A 22,753-nucleotide genomic window follows, 5' to 3' on the forward strand; every position below is an offset into this window, starting at 1 on the left:
GGCTTGCTGCCGGTTCAAGGCGGTGGCAGCATTCGCCATGCCCCTTCCTGTCGGGAACAACAACAATGCAATCCCCCGGTGACAAGCCCGTCACGGACGCTCAACCCGAGCCTGCCGAGATGCTGGCCGACCCGCTCAATGAAGCGCGCAACACGCTGGCCGGATTGCTGAGCGATGCGGGCAACCGCCGCAAGCGTTTCCCGAAAATGCTGGAAAACGCCTATCGCACCCATATGCTCAATCGCGCCCGCAACGTCATGCGCGCCAATTCCCTCAGTGTCGGCATCTTTTACCTGCTGTTGGGTATTTTCACCTACCAGTATGTCTCATTGATGTCTTCCTCGGTTACGCGCGGCACGGATGTTCTGATCTGGCTGGCTGCCTATCTGGGCGGCGGGGTGATCATGGCCGGGGTGGCCCTGTTTGCGCGGATGCCCGGCTTGCAGCACAGTTACGGCCCTTATGTCTGTTTCAGTTCTTTTCTGGGACTGACAGGGCTGACCGTGCTGACCTCGGCTTTCCTCAGTCCGTTCATCAGCCAGCAGGCCAGTTACATTGTCATTTATGTCTACATGATCGTGTACATCCTCAACACGCTGCCGCTGCTGAACAACATCATTATCGGCGTGGCGTCTTCCCTGACCTCGCTGGCGCTGATTGAAGGCATCGGCCTGTCGGTGGACATGAGCATGTTTGCCCAGTATGCCGGATTGTCGAATGTGATGGGTGCGGCCATTGCCTGGATGCTGGACCATCGCGACCGCCAGTCCTACCTGCAGGAACGCCTGCTGGACATTGAAAAACAGCAGCTGGACCGCCTGAGCCAGGAAATGGCGCGCCTGTCCCGCGAGGACGGCCTGACAACGCTGGCGAACCGCCGTTTCTTCAACGAAACGCTGGCGCGCGAGTGGTCGGTGGCCGAGCGCGAGCAGCAGCCGGTTTCGCTGGTGTTTGTGGATGTGGATCACTTCAAGCCCTATAACGACACCTACGGCCACCTGGAAGGCGACAACGCCTTGCGCGAGGTCGGCAAGACGCTGAAGGCACAGGTGCGCCGTCCCGCCGACCTGGCGGCGCGTTATGGGGGTGAGGAGTTTGTGCTGTTGCTGCCCAACACCGACGAAGAAGGAGCAATGGCGGTGGCCAGGGACGTGCGGGACGCCATTGACGCCTTGCAGATTCCTCACCGCAGCTCGAAGGCGGGAAAACATCTGTCGGTCAGTATCGGCTTGTCGACGTTGGTGCCGGGCAGCGACAACAGCATTTCCACCCTGATAGACCAGGCGGATGAAGGCGTCTATGCCGCCAAGCGCGCCGGCCGCCACCGCATCCGCGCCTTTCATTTGCTCCGTGTTAGACATTCGCCGCCATCCGAATGAAATCGGCATGGGAAAGACGGCGCACCTGACGTAGAATACCCGCCGTTTTCCCGTCTCCTCACAGGATGCTGATTCCATGTCCCAGATCAAGAAGGTCGTGCTGGCCTACTCGGGCGGTCTTGATACCTCCATCATTCTCCGCTGGCTCCAGGAAACCTACGGTTGCGAAGTCGTGACCTTCACCGCCGACATCGGTCAGGGTGAGGAGCTGGAACCTGCGCGCGCCAAGGCCGAGGCCATGGGCGTCAAACAAATCTTCATTGACGACCTGCGCGAAGAGTTCGTGCGTGATTTCGTCTACCCGATGTTCCGCGCCAATGCGGTTTACGAAGGCGAATACCTGCTGGGCACCTCCATTGCGCGGCCGTTGATTGCCAAGCGTCTGGTTGAAATTGCCAAGGAAGTGGGCGGCGACGCCATTTCCCACGGCGCTACCGGCAAGGGTAACGACCAGGTGCGTTTCGAGTTGGGCGCGTATGCGTTGACGCCCGGCATCAAGGTGATTGCGCCGTGGCGCGAGTGGGACCTGAACTCCCGCGAATCGCTGATGAACTATGCCGCCGAGCACAACATTCCCATCGACTTCAACAAGGCGGGCAAGAAATCCCCGTACTCGATGGACGCCAACCTGCTGCACATTTCCTATGAAGGCGGCGGCCTGGAAGACCCGTACTGGGAGCCGGAAGAAGACATGTGGCGCTGGACCGTCAGCCCTGAAAAGGCCCCGGACGCTCCGCAATACATTGAGCTGACCTACCGCAAGGGCGACATCGTTGCCATCGACGGCGTGGAGATGAGCCCGGCGACGGTGCTGGCAACTTTGAACCAGTTGGGCGGCAAGCATGGCATTGGCCGTCTGGACCTGGTGGAAAACCGCTATGTTGGCATGAAGAGCCGTGGTGCGTATGAAACCCCGGGCGGCACCATCATGCTGAAGGCTCACCGCGCCATTGAATCCATTACGCTGGACCGCGAAGTGGCCCACCTAAAGGACGAGTTGATGCCGCGTTACGCCAGCCTGATTTACAACGGTTACTGGTGGAGCCCGGAACGCCTGATGCTGCAGACGATGATTGATGAGTCGCAGCATTATGTGAACGGTGTGGTGCGCGCCAAGCTGTACAAGGGCAATGTCTACATTGCCGGCCGCAAGTCGGAAGATTCCATTTTCGACGCCAATATCGCTACGTTTGAAGACGATCGCGGTGCGTACAACCAGAAGGATGCGGAAGGGTTCATCCGGTTGAATGGTCTGCGTCTGCGGATTGCCGCCGGCAAGGGTCGCAAGCTGATCTGATCCGCGTCAGATGGTAATGAAAAGGCCTTCCCCGGTGACGGGGAAGGCCTTTTTGCTTGATGGCCGCCTGCAACCGAGCGCTGTTCTTCACTTACGGATATCGGTTCATCAAGCCCTTCGCCGGTTTTCTGCGGGGTGGCAATGTATGGTTACAATCCGGGGTGGGCGAATTAAGGGCTTGGATTGTCGCTTTTGCTCTTTTGACTTACAGTAAAGTTATTGAAAATCAGTGCTTTGGCGGTGGCGTTGAGAGTTATGCACCAAGCCAGGGGAATTATGACACCATTTTTGGTGTCGAATACAAAGTATGTATTTTGGAATGGCGGGTTCCGACCCGAAGCGGACAGCTGTGCTGAACGATGCTGGCTCTTGATAAACGGGATAGTTTTATCACTCTTATCCACAATAGCTCTTCATGGGCGGACCACAAGGATACTAAATGGAAGGCCATGTTCCGTTAGATCGCGAATTTTCATCTGTCTACAAAAGTGAAAAAGAAGCGGAGAGTGGCGAATTCCTCTCGGCCTGGGGGCATGCCAAACCGATAACATGGGACGGGATGGAGGAAAAATACCGCTGCATCATATTAGCGGAAGCGGGCGCGGGGAAGACAGAGGAGTTGCGGCAACGTGCCAATTCCCTTGCGGGCGAAGGAAAAGTAGCCTTCTTTCTCCGAATTGAAGATATCGAAACTGATTTCTATACCGCGTTTGAAATAGGCACAGAAGCCCAGTTTCACGCATGGCTGCAGTCGACGGACGAAGCATGGTTTTTCCTGGATTCTGTCGATGAGGCTCGCCTAGATCACCCGAGAGCCTTCGAGAAGGCTCTTCGCCGCTTTGCCAGGGGGATTGCAAATGGTGCGCACAGAGCGCATATCTACATTTCGAGTCGTCCCTACGCATGGCGGCCAAATGAAGACCAAAGGCTTGTAGATGAGCTTCTGTATCTCCCCGCTGCACAGACAGAAGAGGATGGGGAAGGTGATCGGCAAGCCACGCCGCAAAGCGCCCTCACAGTATTCACTATGCGCCCTTTGGATGAAGGGCGGATTCGGCGTTTCTGCGTTGCTAGAGCGGCAGAGAATGTCGACGCCCTGCTCAGGGAAATCGATCGTGCCGACCTTTGGAGTTTGGCGGAGCGTCCATTTGACCTTGAAGGCATATTGGCCAAATGGGCTGAGGACAACGCTCTAGGCGGCCGTTTGGACTTGCTCCGCCATAACATCGATAAGCGCCTACGCGATGCGCACAGTACTGACAGGGCGCAGCGTCAACCCCTGAATCTTGAACAAGCAAGAGAGGGCGTGCGAAGCTTGGCTGCTGCGGTCGTACTGACCGGGCAGGCGGGCCTTAATGTCCCGGATGCTACGCCGCTCAAACTTGGGGTTGACGCAGAAGCCGTCCTCGCTGATTGGAATCCCGAAGATGTTCGGGCTCTACTTGAACGTGGAATTTTCAACGACATTATTTATGGGGCAGTACGGTTTCGCCATCGGGAGGTGCGCGAGTTGCTTGCTGCCGAGTGGCTCTCTGGCCTGTTGAGGTCGGGCAACAGTCGCCACTCAGTCGAAGCGCTCTTCTTCCGTGAGCAATATGGGCAAGAAATTGTAACCCCTCGACTTCGAGCAATATTGCCTTGGCTCATCCTGTTTGACGACGAGATTCGGCGCAAAGCGCTTCAGATTCACCCTGAAATTGCTGTCGAAGGTGGCGATCCATCACGCCTACCATTGGCAGAACGACAGGAGATATTGGTAGGCATCGTCCAGCGCATCACTTCGGATCAGGATGATCGCTCCGCACGAGACAATAGTGCAATCGCGCGAATCGCTAATCTAGACCTCTCGGACAACGTTCAGCAGCTCATAAACGCCTACGCCGACAATGATGACGCCATCTTCTTTCTAGGCCGGCTGGCCTGGCAAGGAGAAATGATAAGTTGCGTGGCCTCTTTGGTTCCCATTGCAGCAGATGGTTCTCGGGGAATTTACGCCCGAATAGCATCGGCACGCACGGTGATGACTTGCGGGGCCGCAGAGCAAAAACAAATTTTGTGGCAACAACTTATCGATGGCGATGACCCGATTCCCCGTGAGCTGCTCGCAGAGCTAGTGGAAGAAGCTTCGCCTGATAGTGAAGTTGTTGAAAAACTGGTGATTGCACTGGGCAAGCTACCATCTTATGAAAGGTTCGAAACCAACGGTCTTGTCGGCGCCCTACACAGCTTTGTGGAAGGTTTGCCGATTGCTGACGATCAACAGGCTATAACCCACTTTATACGTGGTCTACATGCTTATCTGGAGCAGCCACCTTATATCGAGAGGCGAGAGTGTCATGTCTCGGAGGAATACGCATGGCTGCTTGGTCCAGCCTCTCACGCGGTGGAAAAGCTAGTTGCCGCTCGAAGCGAGGCTGCCCTAAACGAAACATTTTTTTCCATCATGCTAATGGTTACAACCTTACGCCATTGGCAGGACGAAGATCTCAGGGAGTACAAAACCAGGCTTCTTTCGCTTGTCCCCGCATGGCCAGAACTTAATGACTCCCTTTATTGGTTCAGCATCGAACAGGCTCGATTAGCACAGGCCGTACGTACAGGTGAACCCTTGACTGATGATTGGCCAGCTTCGTGGACAGGCCCCTTCTGGAAATTCGATGTCGACAGTTTTCCAAGGCTGCTCAATTATATTGGTTCCCGCTCGCTGCATGATGACAGGTCGGTTGCACTGAGCACAGCGTACCGGGTCTATCTGCAAAATGACAGGCCAGCGGAAATTCTTGCCCATCTACAACATGCCATTGCTGATGATCCTGTCCTGACGAATCAGTTGGTACTGCTGCTCAACCCGCCGGTAACGGAGACTGTTCGAAGGCACGAAGAAGAACATGCCGAATACCTACGGAGACAAGGTGAGAAGGAAGAGCGAGAAAAACAACAGCGCGCCAATTGGGTGGCGGAGTTGCGCGCCAATACTGCGTTGGTTCGCACTCCATCGGAAATAGAGCCGGGTGCACTAATTAACCATCAGTACTGGCTCATGCTCGAACTACATGATAGTGGATCAGCCACAGACCGCTATGAGTACGCTAACTGGCAGGCGCTGATTCCAGACTTCGGTGAGGGCGTCGCGCAAGAGTATCGTGATGCTGCCTTAACCCATTGGCGACGCTATATCCCGCCCCTGGGATCGGAAGGGGGAAAATCTAACAGTGTGCCTTGGTCTTTAATCTTTGGCATGGCAGGCCTTGAGATCGAAGCTAGTGAGATTACCGAATTCCCAGCGAATCTGACCACAGAAGAAGCGCGTTTAGCGTTGCGCTATATCACCTGGCAACTTAACGGATTTCCTGCTTGGTTTGAGCGCATGTATCGAGCATTCCCAGACTTGGTCGAAGAGGCTGTGACCAAGGAGCTACTCTGGGAACTCAACCACACCGGCTCAGACGAGCCCATGCACTACATCCTCCATGACCTAGTCTACCATGCGCCTTGGCTGCATACTCGCATTGCTCCCGCGATACTGGAATGGGTCGAAGCCAACCCTTCAAACATTCACGCCTGCCGACACTACTGCCGACATATATTGGTTAATGGCGGAACAGACGCAGCAAGGCTTGCGGAGTTGGCAAACCACCAGATAGCTCAAGCAACAGACTTGAACCCTATTGCGTGGTGGTATGCGCTTCGCGTCGATTGCGCCCCGGAAAGTGGCATACCTGAACTTGAACGGTGGCTTTCAGACCTTGATGATGATGCCGCAACATCTGCGGCCCAGGTATTCGTAACGACGCTTATGGGTGGAGGCCGATTGAGAGAAAGTGGCCCTACGTTTGGTCATTACCAAACAGTAGAGCATCTAAAATCACTATATATCCTGGCACACCGATACATTCGTGCGGAGGATGACATCAACCGCGCAGGCGGGGGCGTGTATTCTCCACAGCTGCGCGATGATGCCCAAGATGCGCGAGGTGGCTTATTCAAACTCCTATCGGAAATACCAGGCAAAGCTACTTATACAGTCATCGAGCAATTGATCCACGAGCATCCGGACCCAAATCTTCGTCCGTGGATGGCCAAACAGGCATACAAGCGAGCTGAAGAGGATGGCGACCTTGAGCCTTGGTCCGCTGAGCAGGTCAACGCATTCGATAAGTCTCAAACAATAACGCCCGCAACGCATCATCAGCTCTTCGACCTGGCTGTGCATCGCTTACAGGACCTAAAGAACTGGCTGGAACGGGGAAACGACAGCCCCTGGAGAACCTGGAAGCGTGTCGACGGCGAAACCGAGATGCGCACATTGATAGCTGGCTGGCTCAACCAGCACTGCCGTGATCAATATACGACTGCACAAGAGCCAGAACTCGCCAACAGCCAGCGCATGGATATCTGGTTGCAAAACACCAACGTGCACTCACCAGTTCCTATCGAGCTAAAGCTGCTAGAGAAAGGCTGGAGCGGACCAGATCTTTGTGAGCGGCTACGAAACCAATTGGCGGGTGATTACCTCAGAGAGGAAAGTGCGGGATGCGGCGTAATGCTGTTGGTCTGGCAAGGAAATATCGCCGCTAAACGATGGACGATTGGTGGGCACAGGGTTGAATTGAGCGAATTGGCCAGTGCCCTAAAAGGTTATTGGCTAGAGATTTCAGCCGATTTCCCTGGTGTGGACGTGATCGAAGTTATGGTAATAGACCTGACATTACGAGAACACGCCTCAGATTCATAAGTGGCTATGCCTATGGGCTCGGAGCAAGAACTAAATCGAAGCGCAAAGCCCCCACTCGGCGGATTCTGGAACTTCCAGGACAGGTTGATCGATTGCCTAGGGCTGAGGTTGCGAATGTCCGCTTCTGTCCGCAAGCAGATGTAGAGAAAAATAGTAAAGTGATCTAAAGCACATAACAAGGTACTCCAGCCGATCACTAACGCGCCGGCTGAGTTTAAACGTTAGGCCCTTAGCATGACTATTCTCCAAGACCTTACATCACGAGACGCTAATCGCATTTGGTCTGGTGCATGCGCGGTCCGTACCCTTCGCGATAGGGATGAGCTTCATCTCTTGGCCTCCCATATAGGCGAGATCCGCGAAGCAACCCGCGCTGTATCGTTGGGCGGGGCCTTACGCCCGAACTCAAGCCATCTGGATTTCGCCATTCGCAAGTTGGAGTTTGTGAAAGACCCAAGCGCATGTCTTTGCGCGCTGTACACAATGGACGATCTCTACGACCCTACGAGAGAGCAAGAGTCGGGGAACGTGAAGATTCTTGGCACAACACTCCTAGACGGAGGGTGGGTTGATTTCTATGAGTGCGAGTGTCTGGAGTGTGGAGCCAGGTATCGGGTTGAGGAGCGCGAATATCATTACACTTGGTGGGCGTGGAAACGGGCCTAACTCGTTGCAGGCCCGACGGCCCCGACGGGCCGCGGCCTGAACTCAAACGTTAACCCCCAACCCTACAACCGCCCACTGCGCTTCACCTCCAAATACCGGTTCACCAACCCCACCGCCAGTTTTTCCGGCTCAGTATCCAGCACCAGCACCCCCGCATGGCTCAACGCATGCAACTGCCGCTGCCGCAACGCCAGATAATCCTCCGCCGCCGCCAGCGTAAAAGCCTCATCCACATCCGCCGCCGACTGCGCATGCAGGGTAGTAAACAAATGCTCACGCAAGGTCGCCACCAGCACCAAATGCCGACGGCCCAGCACCCGGCAGGCCTCCTGCAAATCCCGGCCGTCCTCATCCCGCACATTGGTCAGAATCACCACCAGCGAACGCTTGCGCAACCGCCCGGATAACACCTGCACCGCCCGCAGAAAATCGGGCGTACTGTCAGTAGGCTCCAGATCAAACACCCGGTTCATGATCGCCTTGACCACATGCGCACCCTTGGCCGGAGCCAGATAACGGTCGGTGCCGGCAAAGGTCATCAACCCCACCGCATCACCCTGATGGCTGACTGCATGCGCCAGCAGCAACACGGAATTCAGCGTCTGGTCAAAGTGCGACAACGCATCATCCTGCGCGCGCATGCGGAAACCGGTATCCAGCATCAGCAACACCTGCTGGTCGCGTTCGTCTTGATACTCGCGGGAGATCAGCTTGCGCAGCCTCGAAGTCGCTTTCCAGTCCACCTGGCGCGGCGAGTCGCCCAGCCGGTATTCCCGCAACTGATGGAACTCCAGACCTTCACCCCGACGCGGCCGCACCCGGATACCCAGTTGCGACAGCCGGTTGTCGGTGGCGAGCAGGGTGTAACGCGCCACTTCCGCAAAATTGGGATAAACCCGGAACGTGGACGGCAACTCAATGCGGCGGATCTGGTTGAACAACCCGAAGCGGGCGGTCAGCCGGATTTCGCACAACTCGATTTCCCGTTCCCCGCGTTGCAGGCTGCGCGCCTTATAACGCAGGTGCAGCACCTTGCCCGCCTTCAGCGTCACGGTGGCGGGCAAACCCTGGCTTTCCATGGCTTCCGGCAAGTGTTCCTGAATGTCCAGCCGGGTGGAGCCGATGCCGCGTTTCACCAGCGACAATTCCACGGTTTGCCACACAGCCAGCGGCCAGATGGCGGGCAGCTCGCGCTTGATGCGGGGTGAGGGGGTGGCAATGAGGCCGAGCAGATCCAGTGCCGCCAACACTGCCAGCACCACGGGAATGGCTTGCCAGACCGGCGTCAGCCGTGACTCGATCAGCGTCAGCAGCCCCACAAGGAGCCACAGGGCCAGCGCGGCCAGCAGGCGGCGGGTGGGTTGCATGCCCTGATCCTAGACGCGCGGCGCGGCGACGGATTGCAGGATGGCGGCAATCACGTCGTCGGTGTGCTGGCCTTCCATTTCCAGCTCCGGCGACAGCACCAGACGATGGCGCAGTGTCGGGGCGGCCAGTTGCTTGATGTCGTCGGGAATGACGTAGTCCCGGTCGTCCAGCAAGGCCGAAGCCCGTGCCGCGCGCAGCAGGGCGATGCCGCCGCGCGGCCCGGCGCCGATGTCGATGCCCGGCCAGTCCCGCGTGCTGCGCACGATCTGGGCGGCATAATCACGCAGGGCGGGGTCAATGCGCACCTGCGCCACCAGCAACTGGATGGCGTGCAGTTCTTCCGGGGAAATCAGGGTTTGCAGGGCGTCAATGTCGAGGGTGTCGCCCATCTTGCCGTCCGTGACCAGCGACAGCAGCCGCTGTTCTTCCTGCAAAGTGGGGTAGCCGATCACCACTTTCAGCAGGAAGCGGTCCAGTTGTGCTTCCGGCAGTGGATAGGTGCCTTCTTGTTCAATCGGGTTCTGGGTGGCCATGACCAGGAAGGGACGTGGCAGCGGGCAGGCCTGGCCGTCAATCGTGACCTGGTATTCCTGCATCGCTTCCAGCAGCGCCGCCTGGGTCTTGGCGGGGGCGCGGTTGATTTCGTCCGCCAGAACCAAGTGACTGAACACCGGCCCGCGACGTACGTGGAACTGTTCGCTTTTCAGGTCATAAAGGGCATGGCCGGTCACGTCGCTGGGCATCAGGTCGGGGGTGAACTGGATGCGGTTGAAGGTGCCGCCGAAGGTCTTGGCCAGGGCGCGTACCAGCAGTGTCTTGCCCAGACCGGGGACGCCTTCCACCAGCACATGCCCTCCGGCCAGCAATGACACCAGCACCTGCGTGACGGCATCCTGCTGGCCCACCAGCGCCTTGCCGATTTCGCGCTGCATGCGGCGCACGGACTGCGTGGCCAGACGGAAAGCGGAAAGGTTGTCGTCCTCAGGTGCCTTGGACAGGGAAATCGGGTCGGTCATGTCAGTTTCCGGAGTTGGTCAATAACGCGCATGTCCTGCAGGAAACGCGCGAGGTCGTTGGTGGGCGGAGTGTTCAGGGCCTGATGCAGCGGGCCCGGCTCCAGGCCGGTATGTCGGTGCAGCTCTTCGATCAGGCGGTTGTCAGGCAGCAGCCGCCAGTGCGGATGATGGCGGAACAGATGCAGGCGCAGGCTGTGGCGGACGGCGGCATAGAGCCGGGACTGTTGTCCGGCATACCACAGGAAGCGTCCGGCGGCCTGCAGGTGTTCAGCCAGACGGCGGCGGGGCTGGTCGGGCGAGGGCAGCAAGGGACCGAAGCGGCGGTTGCCGTAGCCAAGCAAGGCCAGCAGCAGCACGCCCAGGCTGATGATGGGCAGCCGGGCCTGGTGCCACAGGATTTCCATGATGCCGGGAAAATCCCCTTCATAAACCAGCCATACCTTGGAGGAACCAGGTAAGTCGTTGAACAAATGCAGCCACAGGGCGGAATTATCCTTGAAATTAAGCTGCCGGTTGCCGAAGAGGGTGGTTTCACTCAGCACCACGACTTCACCGTCACCCAGCTCATAACGCAGCACATGGATGCCGCTGCCGTCGTACAGCAATTCGGTGGCTTCATCCAGGGAATCCTCCAGCACCAGCCGGGACTGGAAGCCGGTATTCAGCCAGCCTGCTTCCGGACTCAACAGCAGGCGCTTGTCGTCGGACAGCCTTTCCTCGTGATCTTCCTCCAGATAGTCATGGAGGACGACACCGAGTTCGGAGAGCAGCGGGTCGCGGCTGCGCTTCTTGCCATTGCCCAGATACTGGGCGGGAAGAACCAGCCGGTTGCCGCGCCGCACCCAGGCCAGCAGCGGCGCAATCTCCGCCGGGGGCAGGGCGCCCGCATACGAGGAAAGGAACAACACGCCCTGACCGGATGGCGCGCCGCTGAAATCAGGCTGGAAACTGACCTTTATCCCCTGTTTTTCCAGCAGACGCCCGGCTGCCAGGTAGTTATTGCGTTTGGCGGCGTCACTCCAGCCGGAAGAGGTTTCCACAGGAACCACCTCAAACAGCAGCGTGCCCAACCCGGCCAGCAACAGCACCAATACCACCCCAAGCACCCGGGACGACGGCTTCATGGTCCGGTCCTCCGCTGGAAGTGCCGGCGATAGGCGTCGGTCAGCCGGTTGAAGCTGTCCGGGGCGTGACCGGCCCAGGCGGTATCCAGCCAAGCGCGGGTAATCTGGGTGAAGCTGTCGATGACTTCCGGCGTTTGCTGCTGGCGCACCTGCCGCAGGTTTTCCTGCTCGGTGGCGGGAACAGGCAATTGCAGTGACTGCACGGCGCCGCGATACAACAGGCTGAAGGCCGAGCGGCGGTCACCGCGCTGCCATTCACGCTCGGCGGCGGACAGGATGTCGTCGGGCAGGGGAGCCAGAACAGGCTCATCGCTTTCCGTCACTTCAGCCACCGCCGGGGACGGCTGCTGGATGCGGAGGCCAAGACGCTGCAATAGCGGCAACCATTTGCGCCGATACCAAACGGCGGCCAGGATCACCGCCAGTGCCAGCAGCCACAAGGCGTGCCCAACAATAAAGCCCACCATATTGCCCAGGATGTCCACAAACGGCAGGGGGGAATTCGTCTTTTGGGATTTGTCCTTCTCCCATTTCCAGTCCTTGAACCAGTCATATTTGAAACGCAGTTGCCGGGTGGTTTTCTTGTGTTCGAAATCCGGCCCTTCCAGCACGGCCTTCAAGGCCTGACGGGCAGGCTCGGCTTGCGGAGAGCGTGCGACACCTTCGGGAATATGGGTGGATGCGTCTTGTGCTTCTGCAGTCACCGGGCTTTCAACTCTGGCCATGGCGCTGGAAAGGCCGAGGGCCAACAACAGGGGCAGGGCTTGCAGATGTGCTCTCGTCATTTCAGTCGCGTCCTGCCGGTGAAATGCGCTCGGCGAGACGGCGGAAGGCAATTTCGATATCCCAGGCTTCGAGGTCGGTGCGACGGTTCAGGTACAGCATGAAACCGGCCGCCACGTAGAACGGCTCCACCAGCGTGATGGTCAGGCCGTAGATCAGCACCAGCACGTCCCGTTTCCAGTCTCCGGCCTGGGCCTCCAGGAAATCCGACACTACCTTAATGTCCTGAAAGGCGGGTGACATCCAGACCAGCAAACTGAGCAGGCCGAAGAAGACTGACATTTCCGCCGCCATATAGATCTGGATCAGCCAGCGGGCGCGTCCGGTCTGTTGATGGCGCATCAGCCGGATGCGCTCATCCTGCGCGGGGCCTGTCAAGTCTTCCAGCAATCTCACCGGCAGTACATAGGCGCGACTGAGGCTGAAACGGCGCAGGGTCAGCGCTCCCAACAGGCCCTTGCCGAAAAATCCGGGAATGGCGGCCAGGCTGGCGCCCAGCGTGACTTTTTCGCCAAAGACGGCTCGGCTCAGCACCCACAGCACGGCATAGTCCAGCAAGGGTTTCAGCCACCACAACACAAACAGTCCGATCAGGCGGCCGGTGCTGTGCTCCAGCCATACCAGGGCGGCCACCAGCGGAATCATCAGGGCGCACCACAGGCGCATCACCGCGGTGCGGCTATCCTGCAGCAAACGCACGCCCAGATCGGCGGCTTCCCACGGTTTGCGCGGGCGTATGGCGACAGTCAGGCGATCAATGCGCATGTTGCCTCCTTCCGGCCAGCCCCAGCCAGGCAATCACCGACGACCATGCGATGGCCGCCACGGTGTATTTGACTTCAGCGGGAATGGAGGTGCTGGAGGACCAGAAGCTTTCCACCCCGGCCGCCACCAGAAAGAGCATGGCGGCCCCATAGACGATGCGCACCGCCTCCCGGCCGCGCAGGATCAGCGCGTCCTTGCGCGTATGCTGACCGGGCGCCACCAGCCCCAAGCCCAGCATCAGGCCCGCCATGCCGGACAGCACAATAGCGGTCAGTTCAAACGCGCCGTGGGTGGCGACAAAGGGCAGGAAGGTTTCCTGATAACCAATATGGGTCAGGTGCCCGGCCACCGCGCCAATGGCCAGGGCGTTATACAGCAGGAAGAACAGGCTGCCGATACCGGCAAACAGCCCACCGGCGAAGGTCTGGAAGCCGATGCCGGTATTATGTTGCAGGTAAAAACCGAACATCATGAAGTGGGTGTCGTTGGCGCGGCCGCCGATCAGGTGCTGACCGGGCTCGTACATGGATTCGTACTGGCGAACCTGCTCGGCGGGAATGACGCTGTAAACCAGCTCGGGCTGCATCCAGATGGCGGCGGCCATGCCGAACAGCGGCAGGTAAAAGAAGGCGGCGGACAGCCAGAAGAGGCCGGCGTGCTGTCGCACCAGTACCGGAAATCCCCGGCTGAGGAAGTCCAGGAAGGCGGGCCACAGGCCGCCCTGATGACGGTACAAGCGCTGCTGTCCGGCCAGCACCAGCGTGTTCAGCCGTTCCACCATGGCCAGCGGGTAATGACGGTCACGCGCCAGCGCCAGATGGGCGCAGATTTCCCGGTAGCGGGAGGGAAAATCGGCCTGATCGGTTGGGTCGCCCCCGTGCAGCAAGGTTTCAAAGCGCTGCCAGTCCTGTTCGTGGCGGCGGCTGAACTCCTGCGGGGTCATGTGTTGCCTGCCTGATGCCAGTCAGGTCGGGCTGGGTGTTTATGGCTGGCGGTTGGCGCACGGTCCATGAGGCAGGCTGTCCTGAAAATCGTGAGTCGATTGTCGCCAATGCGGCGGGATGGTGCAATCGGGCTGAATGAGTATTTTCAGGCTCTTCATGTCCACTTCCCAACTTCCGAGCCATCTCGACCACGCAATTCCCTCCCCAAACCATGTATAATCGCCGCCCTCATGCCAGCCCAGGAACAAGACATGTGGTATTCCCTGATCCGCTCGCTGCTGTTTCGCCTCAACCCTGAAACCTCGCACCACGTGGCCCTGGAGTCACTGGCGCTGGCCAAACGCATGGGTCTGCTGGGCGTTGGATTCAGCACGCCGCAGCAACCGGTGCAGGTGATGGGCATCGACTTCCCCAATCCGGTGGGGCTGGCAGCCGGGCTGGACAAGAACGGCGACTATATCGACGCGCTGGCGGCGCTGGGTTTCGGCTTTATCGAAATCGGCACCGTCACCCCGCGCCCGCAACCGGGCAACCCCAAGCCGCGCCTGTTCCGCATTCCCGAAGCCGAAGCCATCATCAACCGCATGGGTTTCAACAACCTCGGGGTGGATCATCTGGTGGAGCAGGTGAAAAAGGCCAGTTTCGACGGCATCCTCGGCATCAATATTGGCAAGAACTTCGACACGCCGGTGGAAAACGCCGCCGATGACTATGTGCATTGCCTGGAAAAAGTGTACGAACACGCTTCCTATGTCGCGGTCAACATTTCCTCCCCCAACACCAAGGGCCTGCGCAGCCTGCAAACCGGCAACGCGTTGGCGGAATTGCTGGGCCGCCTCAAGGAAACCCAGGTTCGCCTGGCGCAGGAACACGGTCACTACGTGCCGCTGGCCGTGAAGATTGCCCCGGATCTGGACGAAGACGAAATTGCCGACATTGCCTCGCAACTGCTCGACTACCGTATTGATGCGGTGATCGCCACCAACACCACCATCAGCCGTCCGGGTATCGAAAACCTGAATCTGGCCGAAGAGGCCGGCGGGCTCAGCGGCAAGCCGCTGAAGGCGCGCTCCACCTTCACCCTGTCACGGCTGGCCCAGGCGCTGGAAGGCCGGATTCCGGTGATTGGCGTTGGCGGCATCATGGACGGGGCTACGGCGGCTGACAAAATGGCGGCGGGAGCCAGCCTGGTGCAGGTTTATACCGGCTTCATCTACCGGGGTCCCGGCCTGATTGCCGATGCCGTTCGCGCCATCGCCGCCATTCAGGAATAGCCCTTGGGCGGGGCGGTTTGCTACAATGCGCCCCGCAGCCTTCCAACCCCTTATTCGTTCAGAGAATACCGAATCCCATGCATCCGGCAGACATCCTGATTCTTGCCGTTGTGGCCTTTTCCGTCTGGAGGGGCTTCCGCCGCGGTCTGGTGCGCGAGGCCATTGCACTCCTGGGCTGGGTGATCGGCATCATTGTGGCCGTCAACAGCTATCAGGCGCTGGCGCCGTTGCTGGCTCCCTATATAGAAACACCGTCATTGCGCATGGCGACCGCCTTCCTGCTGATCTGCCTCGGCATTGTCACCCTGACTTTCCTGGTGGGGCAATTGCTGCGCAGCGCCTTGTCCGCCCTGGCTCTGGGCCCGGCCGACCATCTGCTGGGCAGTCTGTTCGGGCTGGCTCGCGGGGCATTGATCGTGGTGTTGTGCGTGGGTGTACTCTCCCGTTTTTTCCAGCATGACCGCTGGTGGCAGGAAGCCGAATTTCCCCGGTCCGCGATGCCCTATGTGCCGGCCGCCTTGTCCATCACGGACAAGGTCAAGGCGCAGATGAAGCATCTGCCGAAAATCCGTATCCAAACAGCCAATCCCGATCATTGAGGTGAACCATGTGCGGTATCGTTGGCATTGCCGGCAAGACTTCCGTCAACCAGAGTCTGTATGACGCCCTGACCGTGTTGCAGCATCGCGGACAGGATGCCGCCGGTATCGTGACCTGCCAGGGCAGCCGCCTGTTTCTGCGCAAGGACAACGGCATGGTCAGGGATGTATTCCATACGCGGCACATGACCCGGCTGGCGGGCAACTTCGGCATTGGCCATGTCCGCTATCCCACTGCCGGCTCCTCGAGTTCGGCCGAGGCGCAGCCGTTCTATGTCAATTCACCTTATGGCATCACACTGGCGCATAACGGCAACCTGACCAATGCCGCCGATATTGCCGAAGACCTGTTCCGCACCGATCTGCGTCATATCAATACCGACTCCGATTCGGAAGTGCTGCTGAACGTCCTGGCCCATGAGCTTCAGGCCCAGGGCAAGCTGCTGCCCAATGAAGACGATATTTTCCAGGCTGTGCATGGCGTGCACAAACGCTGCAAGGGCGCCTATGGCGTGGTCGCCATGATTACCGGCTACGGTCTGGTCGGCTTTCGCGACCCGTTCGGTATCCGCCCGCTGATTTTTGGCGAACGCGAAACCCCGGAAGGCAAGGAGTACATCATCGCCTCCGAGTCGGTAGCCATTACCGCCCTCGGTTTCCACGTAGTGCGGGATGTCGCGCCGGGCGAAGCCGTCTATATCAATGATCAGGGCGAGTTGCACACCCGCCAGTGTTCGGATACACCGCGTTATTCGCCGTGCATTTTTGAATATGTCTATTTTGCCCGGCCCGACTCCACCATCGACAATATCTCGGTGTACAAGGCCCGTCTGCGCATGGGTGAGAAACTGGCCGGCAAGATCCGCCGCGTGATGGGCGAGGACCATGACATTGATGTGGTGATGCCCATTCCCGATACCAGCCGCACCGCCGCGCTGGAGCTGGCGAACAACCTGAACGTGAAATATCGCGAAGGTTTCATGAAGAACCGTTATATCGGCCGCACCTTCATTATGCCCGGTCAAAGCCAGCGCAAGAAATCGGTGCGCCAGAAGCTGAACCCGATCGAGCTGGAGTTCAAGGGCAAGAACGTGCTGCTGGTGGACGACTCCATTGTGCGCGGCACCACCTGCCGTGAAATCATCCAGATGGCGCGGGATGCCGGCGCGAACAAGGTCTATTTTGCCTCGGCGGCGCCCCCTGTCATTTATCCCAATGTCTATGGCATTGACATGCCCGCCAAGACCGAACTGATCGCGCATGGCCGCACCGAAGATGAAGTCTGCCGCCTGATTGGCGCTGACGGCCTCATTTATCAGGATCTGGCGGACCTGATTGCCTGCGCCCGCGAGGGCAATCCGGAAATCACGGAGTTCGATTGTTCGGTTTTCAACGGGGAGTATGTCACCGGCGATATCGACGAAGGCTATCTGGATCGTCTGGCTGCCTCCCGCAATGATATTGCCCAGTTCAAGAAGAACCACCCCGGTCAGGGCGGCGCGCCGACCATTGTCGATTTGCCGAATGACCTGCAGATGGATTCGTCCAACTAGAAACCGCCGTAAGGGGATAGACGATGTTTGCCGAATTTGAAGATGACCCCCTGACCGGGGCCGGTTTTGATACGCTGGCGGTGCGTGCGGGTCATCACCGCACCAATGAGGGTGAACACAGCGAACCGTTGTTCCTGACCTCGTCCTTCGCTTACAAGAGCGCGGCGCAGGCGGCGGCCCGCTTCGGCGGCAGCGAACCCGGCAACATCTATTCCCGCTTCACCAACCCCACGGTCCGTATTTTCGAAGAACGACTGGCGGCGCTGGAGGGCGGTGAACGCTGCATCGCAACTAGTTCCGGCATGGCGGCGATTCTGGCTACCTGCCTGGCATTCCTCAAGTCCGGTGACCATGTGGTGTGTTCCCGGTCGGTGTTCGGCACCACCAATGTCCTGTTCGACAAGTACATGCAGAAATTCGGCGTCAGCACGACCTTTGTCAGCCTGACCGACCGCTCTGAATGGGCAGCGGCTGTGCGCCCGGCGACCCGGCTGTTTTTTCTGGAAACGCCCAGCAACCCGGTCTGTGAAGTGGCGGATATTGCCGGTCTGGCAAAGCTGGCGCATGAACATGACATCCTGCTGGCCGTGGACAACTGTTTCTGCACGCCCGCCTTGCAGCAACCGTTGAAGCTGGGTGCAGACCTGGTGATTCATTCCGCCACCAAATACCTGGACGGGCAGGGCCGGGCGCTGGGCGGCGCCGTAGTCGGCAGCCACAAGTTGATGGAGGAAGTGCTGGGCGTGGTGCGCACCTGCGGACCCAGCCTCAGCGCCTTCAATGCCTGGCTGTTCCTCAAGGGACTGGAAACCCTGCGCCTGCGCATGGAGGCCCATTCCGCCTCGGCGTTGACGCTGGCCCGCTGGCTGTCCGAACAGCCGCAGGTGGAAAAAGTGAATTACGCCGGTCTGGAGTCACACCCGCAGCATGCGCTGGCGGTTGCCCAGCAGCGGGCGTTTGGCGGCGTGCTGTCGTTTGTGGTGAAGGGCGGCCGTGAAGGCGCTTGGGCGTTCATCGACGCCACCCGCATCATGTCGATTACCGCCAACCTCGGCGACACCAAGACCACCATTACCCATCCGGCAACCACCACCCATGGTCGCGTTAGCCCGGAAGCCAAGGCATTGGCCGGAATTTCCGAAGGTTTGATCCGTATTGCAGTCGGTTTGGAAGACATGGACGACCTGATCGCGGATTGTCGTCGCGGATTGCAGGCAATTTAACGATTTAACACATTCTCAAGGCCGGGAGAGTCGGCTAAGGTAGGGGCCAACCCCACCCAAGGAAACCGGAATGAGCTCTCCCGTGCAGGAAATCCTGGCCTCCGTCAATGCCGTGATTCTCGGCAAGCAACATCAGATCCGCCTGGCGCTCACTTGCCTGCTGGCGCGGGGCCACCTGTTGATCGAAGACCTGCCCGGCATGGGCAAGACCACGCTGGCCGAGGCGCTGGCGCGGGTGCTGGGGCTCAGCTACCAGCGTTTGCAATTCACCAGCGACATGCTGCCCGCCGACATCATTGGCGTCTCCATCTTCAATCCTGCGGATCAGGAATTCACCTTCCGTCCCGGTCCGGTTTTTCACCAGATGCTGTTGGCCGACGAAATCAACCGTACCACGCCCAAGACCCAAAGCGCCTTGCTGGAGGCCATGGAGGAAGGGCAGGTGACCAGCGACGGCCTGACCCGGCCGCTGCCAAAGCCCTTCTTTGTCATTGCCACCCAGAATCCGATGAGCCAGATGGGCACCTTTCCGCTGCCGGAATCGCAACTTGACCGCTTCCTGATGCGCATTCAGCTGGGCTATCCCGATCCGCGCGCCGAGCGCGAACTGCTGACCGGCACCGATCGCCGCAAAATACTGACCACCCTGCAACCCTTGGCCGATACCGATCGACTCGAAGCTTGGCAGCAGCAAATTGACAGTGTGCATCTGGGGGAGCCGGTGCTGGATTATCTGCTGCGGCTGGTGGCCCATACCCGCCAGAGCCGGGACTTTCCGCACGGTTTGTCACCACGCGGTTTGCTGGCGCTGAAGCGCGCCACCCAGGCCTGGGCCTTTGTGGATGGGCGTCAGTACGCCCAGCCGGAAGACGTTCAGGCCGTGTTACCCTCGGTGGCCGAACACCGCTTGCGCGGCAGTATTGAAGACCAGGGCCGTGTCCATTCACTGACCACCCGCTTGTTGCAAGCGGTGGATGTCCTGGCTTGATATGGAGACTCCCGGCCCCGTTAAAACCTGGTGGCGCAAGCGCTGGAGTGCCTGGCTGAGCCGCCGCTTGCCGGTGACCCGTGATGTCACGCTTAACCAGCGCCGCGTCTTTATTTTCCTGACCCGTCACGGCGGCCTGACGTGCGCCTTGCTGTTGTCGCTATTCATTGCCGGCATCAACTACGCCAACAACCTGCTGCTGGGACTGTGTTTCCTTCTGGGCAGCCTGATGGTTGTCACCATTCACCATACCTTCGCCAATCTGTCCGGCTTGCGGATTCAGGCTGTCGGAACGCATCCGGGTTTTGCCGGTGAACCGGCGGGTTTCGTACTCAGCCTGTCGAATCCCGATCAACGGCTGTACCACAGCCTGCAACTGGATTGGGATGATGTCATCGAACAGGTCGGTCAAGTGAATCAGGCGATGGAAGTCACGGTGTACCTGCGGGCTCCCCGCCGGGGCAGGTTTCATCCGCCGCGCGTCAAAATCAGCACCGTGTTCCCACTGGGCCTTTTTCGCGCCTGGACCTGGCTGGACATGGATCTGGAGGCTGTGATTTATCCCCGGCCGATTGCCAGCGATGTGCTGCCCGCCGGTTCCGGCCAGTCGGATGACAGTGAGCAAAGCCGCCGACGTCGTCCGGGCCAGGACGATTTTGAAGCCCTGAAAACCTTTACTCCGGGAGACCCGCTGGCGCATGTGTCCTGGAAACATCTGGCGCGTGGGCAGGGCATGCTGGTCAAGACCTACAGCGAGCCGGTAGCGGGCAGTGATACGCTCGACTATCAGGCTCTGTCGGGCATGGACCGTGAGAACCGGCTGTCCCGGCTGGCTTGGTGGGTTGAAAAACTGAGCCAGGTCCAGCAACCCTTTGCCTTGCGCCTGCCCGGCCTGGAAATTCCGGTAGGGCAGGGACCCGCCCATCGCGAGCAATGCCTGACGGCGCTGGCCTTATTCGAGATTGAGCCATGACGACGTATCGCCATGCCCGCTATTGGTTGCTGCTGGCGCTGGCAGTCGCGCTGCTGCCGCATGTCTCACGGCTGCCTTGGTGGTTGAACGTGCTATTGGCTATAGTCGGCCTGTGGCGTTTGCCAACGGTGGAAAGCCGGGTGCCGCTGCCGAACAAATGGTTGCTGGCCTTGATGCTGCTGGGCGGCATTGCCGGGGTCCGCGCCAGTTATCACACCTGGTTTGGTCCGGAGGCCGGGGTAGCGTTCCTGATCTTCTGCCTGGCCATGAAGCTGCTGGAGTCACGGGCGGAGCGTGACCATTACGTGTTGATGGTGTTGTCGCTGTTTGTACTGGCTACGTCATTCTTCTTTGAGCAGGGTTTGTTTGCGTCGGTGTACAGCGTGTTTGCGGTGCTGGTGGCGGTATCGGCGCTGGTCGCGACCAACCTCGGCGGCAACCAGGCCGGTTTTACCTTGCGCAAGGCTGGCGTCATGTTGGCGCAAGCCGTGCCGCTGATGCTGATCCTGTTTGTGTTTTTTCCCCGCCTGCCCCCGCTTTGGTCCATGAAACTGACGGACTCTACGGGGCGGACCGGTATGTCGGACTCCATGGCTCCGGGCGACCTCGCCAGCCTCGGCAAATCGGACGCTCTGGCTTTTCGGGTGGAGTTTCCCAATGGCCGGGTGCCACCCAAGAATACACTGTACTGGCGCGGTCTGACGTTTTCCCGGTTTGACGGTGTTACCTGGAGCCCCAGTGCCGATCACCGCCTCAGTATTTACGGTCCGGTGGCGTGGAGTAGGCAACCGTTGCCGGATTGGACCAGCGAGTCCATCCGTATCCGCGACCAGAAATCCATGCCGTATCGGGTCATTCTGGAGCCCACGGACAAACACTGGCTCTTTACCTTGCCCGTGTCGCAGGCTAAAAACGCCAATATCGGCCTGACCCGGGATTTTATGCTGACGGCGCGTGACCCGGTGTTCCAGCGGCTGACCTATGATGCCGAGCAATTTACCGTAGTGTCGCTGGATGCCAATCTGCCGGAGTGGATGCGGCGCGAGAACCTGTTATTGCCGGCTGAGGGTAATCCCGTGGCTCGCAAGATGGCTGTGGATTGGCGAAGGCATTTTGGCGATGAACGCACCTACCTGGATGCCGTGCTGCGCTGGTTCCGAAAATCGCCCTTTCATTACACGCTGGAGCCGCCGCCGCTGGGTGCGAACCGGATTGATGATTTCCTGTTTCGTTCCCGGCGCGGGTTTTGCGAGCACTATGCCTCTTCATTTACCTTCCTGATGCGGGCGGCGGGCATCCCGGCCCGCGTGGTGGCGGGCTATCAGGGCGGTGACTACAGTCCGACCGGGGACTCCTGGCAAGTGCGGCAGATGGATGCCCATGCATGGGTGGAAGTCTGGCTGGACGGTCGCGGTTGGGTTCAGTTTGACCCTACCGCCGCCGTGGCGCCGGAGCGGATTGATGACGGAATGGGTGTCATAGCCGAACAACGGGAGGTTTGGGGTGAATCCGCGCTCAGTGCGTTGCGTTTCAGTAATTACCAGTTGCTGGGAAAACTGCGCAACATGGCGGATTATGTGAACTACCGCTGGCAGCGTGATGTAGTGGGTTTTGACACCGGTAGCCAGGAAGAGTTCCTGTTGAAGTTATTGGGGGACAGTTCGTTCTGGCGGCGGATGGCGGTCATGTTCGGGGCTTTGGTCGTAGTGGCGGGCGTGCTGGCGCTGTTTACCATTCTACGTCACCGCAAGCATTGGCATCCGGCGGACCGGCTGGTGCAGAGGTTGTCGAGGCGTTTGGGGCGCAAGGGCTTGCAGCGTATGGACGGGGAAGGGGTGATGGCGTGGATGCAAAGGCTGGAGCTCCGTCAGCCGCATTGGCAAAACCATGCGGCATTGTTTGCAAAGCATTATTCGACTATCCGCTATCAGCCGGATGCGGGGGCCGGGAAGCAGGATTTACGTGAACTTGCACGTTTGTTGCGCACTTGGCCGGAATATCGCCCACAAAAGACGCAATTGGTTGAGGGGACTATTGCCTAGCCGGGTGGTTATGCATAGAATAAG

17 protein-coding genes are annotated in these 22,753 nt (G+C 59.1%); 11 read left to right on the plus strand and 6 right to left on the minus strand.

Going from position 1 to position 22,753, the window contains the following annotated elements; translation table 11 throughout:
* The first annotated feature begins 65 nt into the window (after positions 1-65).
* From Q7T36_RS02965 to Q7T36_RS02980, 4 genes are all read left to right on the plus strand, one after another.
* Entirely contained in the window at positions 66-1,379 is a 1,314-nt protein-coding gene (locus Q7T36_RS02965) for a GGDEF domain-containing protein (RefSeq protein ID WP_304843839.1), read from the plus strand.
* Between the two features lie 76 nt (positions 1,380-1,455).
* Positions 1,456-2,676: an argininosuccinate synthase gene (locus tag Q7T36_RS02970; protein WP_304843842.1), complete on the plus strand. Its 1,221-nt coding sequence runs from the start codon at positions 1,456-1,458 to the stop codon at positions 2,674-2,676.
* Between the two features lie 59 nt (positions 2,677-2,735).
* Entirely contained in the window at positions 2,736-3,032 is a 297-nt protein-coding gene (locus Q7T36_RS02975) for a hypothetical protein (RefSeq protein WP_304843843.1), read from the plus strand.
* 83 nt (positions 3,033-3,115) lie between these two features.
* On the plus strand, positions 3,116-7,411 hold the full coding sequence (locus Q7T36_RS02980; RefSeq protein ID WP_304843845.1) for an NACHT domain-containing NTPase: 4,296 nt from the start codon (positions 3,116-3,118) through the stop codon (positions 7,409-7,411).
* A gap of 728 nt (positions 7,412-8,139) precedes the next feature.
* Here the strand turns inward: Q7T36_RS02980 and Q7T36_RS02985 are convergent.
* The 6 genes from Q7T36_RS02985 to Q7T36_RS03010 are packed head-to-tail and all read right to left on the minus strand — an operon-like array spanning position 8,140 to position 14,076.
* Positions 8,140-9,444 carry a DUF58 domain-containing protein gene (locus Q7T36_RS02985; RefSeq protein ID WP_304843847.1) on the minus strand — a complete coding sequence of 435 codons (1,305 nt, stop codon included), beginning with the start codon at positions 9,442-9,444 and terminating at the stop codon, positions 8,140-8,142.
* Positions 9,445-9,453: 9 nt separating this feature from the next.
* Entirely contained in the window at positions 9,454-10,461 is a 1,008-nt protein-coding gene (locus tag Q7T36_RS02990; RefSeq protein WP_304843849.1) for a MoxR family ATPase, read from the minus strand.
* Entirely contained in the window at positions 10,458-11,585 is a 1,128-nt protein-coding gene (locus Q7T36_RS02995; RefSeq protein ID WP_304843852.1) for a DUF4350 domain-containing protein, read from the minus strand. The genes Q7T36_RS02990 and Q7T36_RS02995 overlap by 4 nt, the downstream gene beginning before the upstream one ends.
* Positions 11,582-12,370, minus strand: coding sequence for a hypothetical protein (locus Q7T36_RS03000; RefSeq protein WP_304843855.1), 789 nt, complete (start codon positions 12,368-12,370; stop codon positions 11,582-11,584). The genes Q7T36_RS02995 and Q7T36_RS03000 overlap by 4 nt, the downstream gene beginning before the upstream one ends.
* A 1-nt stretch (position 12,371) precedes the next feature.
* Positions 12,372-13,133, minus strand: coding sequence for a hypothetical protein (locus Q7T36_RS03005; protein ID WP_304843858.1), 762 nt, complete (start codon positions 13,131-13,133; stop codon positions 12,372-12,374).
* Positions 13,123-14,076, minus strand: a complete 954-nt coding sequence (locus tag Q7T36_RS03010) for a stage II sporulation protein M (protein ID WP_304843860.1) — start codon at positions 14,074-14,076, stop codon at positions 13,123-13,125. Before Q7T36_RS03010 ends, Q7T36_RS03005 begins: the two co-directional genes overlap by 11 nt.
* Positions 14,077-14,328: 252 nt before the next feature.
* Here Q7T36_RS03010 and Q7T36_RS03015 point away from each other — a divergent pair, with 252 nt between their 5' ends.
* The 7 genes from Q7T36_RS03015 to Q7T36_RS03045 all read left to right on the plus strand — a co-directional run bounded on the left by Q7T36_RS03015 (position 14,329) and on the right by Q7T36_RS03045 (position 22,729).
* Positions 14,329-15,351 (plus strand): quinone-dependent dihydroorotate dehydrogenase, encoded by a 1,023-nt coding sequence (locus Q7T36_RS03015; protein WP_304843863.1) that lies wholly within the window; start codon positions 14,329-14,331, stop codon positions 15,349-15,351.
* 77 nt (positions 15,352-15,428) lie between these two features.
* The gene (locus tag Q7T36_RS03020; RefSeq protein WP_304843865.1) at positions 15,429-15,950 is read left to right on the plus strand and encodes a CvpA family protein; all 522 of its coding nucleotides are present in this window, start codon (positions 15,429-15,431) and stop codon (positions 15,948-15,950) included.
* A gap of 8 nt (positions 15,951-15,958) precedes the next feature.
* Positions 15,959-17,503 (plus strand): amidophosphoribosyltransferase, encoded by a 1,545-nt coding sequence (gene purF / locus Q7T36_RS03025; protein ID WP_304843867.1) that lies wholly within the window; start codon positions 15,959-15,961, stop codon positions 17,501-17,503.
* A 23-nt stretch (positions 17,504-17,526) separates the two neighbouring features.
* Positions 17,527-18,726 carry an O-succinylhomoserine sulfhydrylase gene (locus tag Q7T36_RS03030; protein WP_304843869.1) on the plus strand — a complete coding sequence of 400 codons (1,200 nt, stop codon included), beginning with the start codon at positions 17,527-17,529 and terminating at the stop codon, positions 18,724-18,726.
* A 70-nt stretch (positions 18,727-18,796) separates the two neighbouring features.
* Positions 18,797-19,714 carry a MoxR family ATPase gene (locus Q7T36_RS03035; RefSeq protein WP_304843871.1) on the plus strand — a complete coding sequence of 306 codons (918 nt, stop codon included), beginning with the start codon at positions 18,797-18,799 and terminating at the stop codon, positions 19,712-19,714.
* Positions 19,701-20,687, plus strand: coding sequence for a DUF58 domain-containing protein (locus Q7T36_RS03040; RefSeq protein ID WP_304843874.1), 987 nt, complete (start codon positions 19,701-19,703; stop codon positions 20,685-20,687). The genes Q7T36_RS03035 and Q7T36_RS03040 overlap by 14 nt, the downstream gene beginning before the upstream one ends.
* Positions 20,684-22,729, plus strand: a complete 2,046-nt coding sequence (locus Q7T36_RS03045) for a DUF3488 and transglutaminase-like domain-containing protein (protein ID WP_304843876.1) — start codon at positions 20,684-20,686, stop codon at positions 22,727-22,729. The genes Q7T36_RS03040 and Q7T36_RS03045 overlap by 4 nt, the downstream gene beginning before the upstream one ends.
* Positions 22,730-22,753: the final 24 nt, after the last annotated feature.

It is taken from the genome of Fluviicoccus sp. (assembly GCF_030646115.1).
Lineage (GTDB): Bacteria > Pseudomonadota > Gammaproteobacteria > Pseudomonadales > Moraxellaceae > Fluviicoccus.

Coding starts and splice junctions, on each gene's coding strand:
- Q7T36_RS02965 (WP_304843839.1), top strand. CDS start 66: ATGCAATCCCCCGGTGACAAGCCCGTCACGGACGCTCAACCCGAGCCT.
- Q7T36_RS02970 (WP_304843842.1), top strand. CDS start 1,456: ATGTCCCAGATCAAGAAGGTCGTGCTGGCCTACTCGGGCGGTCTTGAT.
- Q7T36_RS02975 (WP_304843843.1), top strand. CDS start 2,736: ATGGCCGCCTGCAACCGAGCGCTGTTCTTCACTTACGGATATCGGTTC.
- Q7T36_RS02980 (WP_304843845.1), top strand. CDS start 3,116: ATGGAAGGCCATGTTCCGTTAGATCGCGAATTTTCATCTGTCTACAAA.
- Q7T36_RS02985 (WP_304843847.1), bottom strand. CDS start 9,444: ATGCAACCCACCCGCCGCCTGCTGGCCGCGCTGGCCCTGTGGCTCCTT.
- Q7T36_RS02990 (WP_304843849.1), bottom strand. CDS start 10,461: ATGACCGACCCGATTTCCCTGTCCAAGGCACCTGAGGACGACAACCTT.
- Q7T36_RS02995 (WP_304843852.1), bottom strand. CDS start 11,585: ATGAAGCCGTCGTCCCGGGTGCTTGGGGTGGTATTGGTGCTGTTGCTG.
- Q7T36_RS03000 (WP_304843855.1), bottom strand. CDS start 12,370: ATGACGAGAGCACATCTGCAAGCCCTGCCCCTGTTGTTGGCCCTCGGC.
- Q7T36_RS03005 (WP_304843858.1), bottom strand. CDS start 13,133: ATGCGCATTGATCGCCTGACTGTCGCCATACGCCCGCGCAAACCGTGG.
- Q7T36_RS03010 (WP_304843860.1), bottom strand. CDS start 14,076: ATGACCCCGCAGGAGTTCAGCCGCCGCCACGAACAGGACTGGCAGCGC.
- Q7T36_RS03015 (WP_304843863.1), top strand. CDS start 14,329: ATGTGGTATTCCCTGATCCGCTCGCTGCTGTTTCGCCTCAACCCTGAA.
- Q7T36_RS03020 (WP_304843865.1), top strand. CDS start 15,429: ATGCATCCGGCAGACATCCTGATTCTTGCCGTTGTGGCCTTTTCCGTC.
- purF (WP_304843867.1), top strand. CDS start 15,959: ATGTGCGGTATCGTTGGCATTGCCGGCAAGACTTCCGTCAACCAGAGT.
- Q7T36_RS03030 (WP_304843869.1), top strand. CDS start 17,527: ATGTTTGCCGAATTTGAAGATGACCCCCTGACCGGGGCCGGTTTTGAT.
- Q7T36_RS03035 (WP_304843871.1), top strand. CDS start 18,797: ATGAGCTCTCCCGTGCAGGAAATCCTGGCCTCCGTCAATGCCGTGATT.
- Q7T36_RS03040 (WP_304843874.1), top strand. CDS start 19,701: ATGTCCTGGCTTGATATGGAGACTCCCGGCCCCGTTAAAACCTGGTGG.
- Q7T36_RS03045 (WP_304843876.1), top strand. CDS start 20,684: ATGACGACGTATCGCCATGCCCGCTATTGGTTGCTGCTGGCGCTGGCA.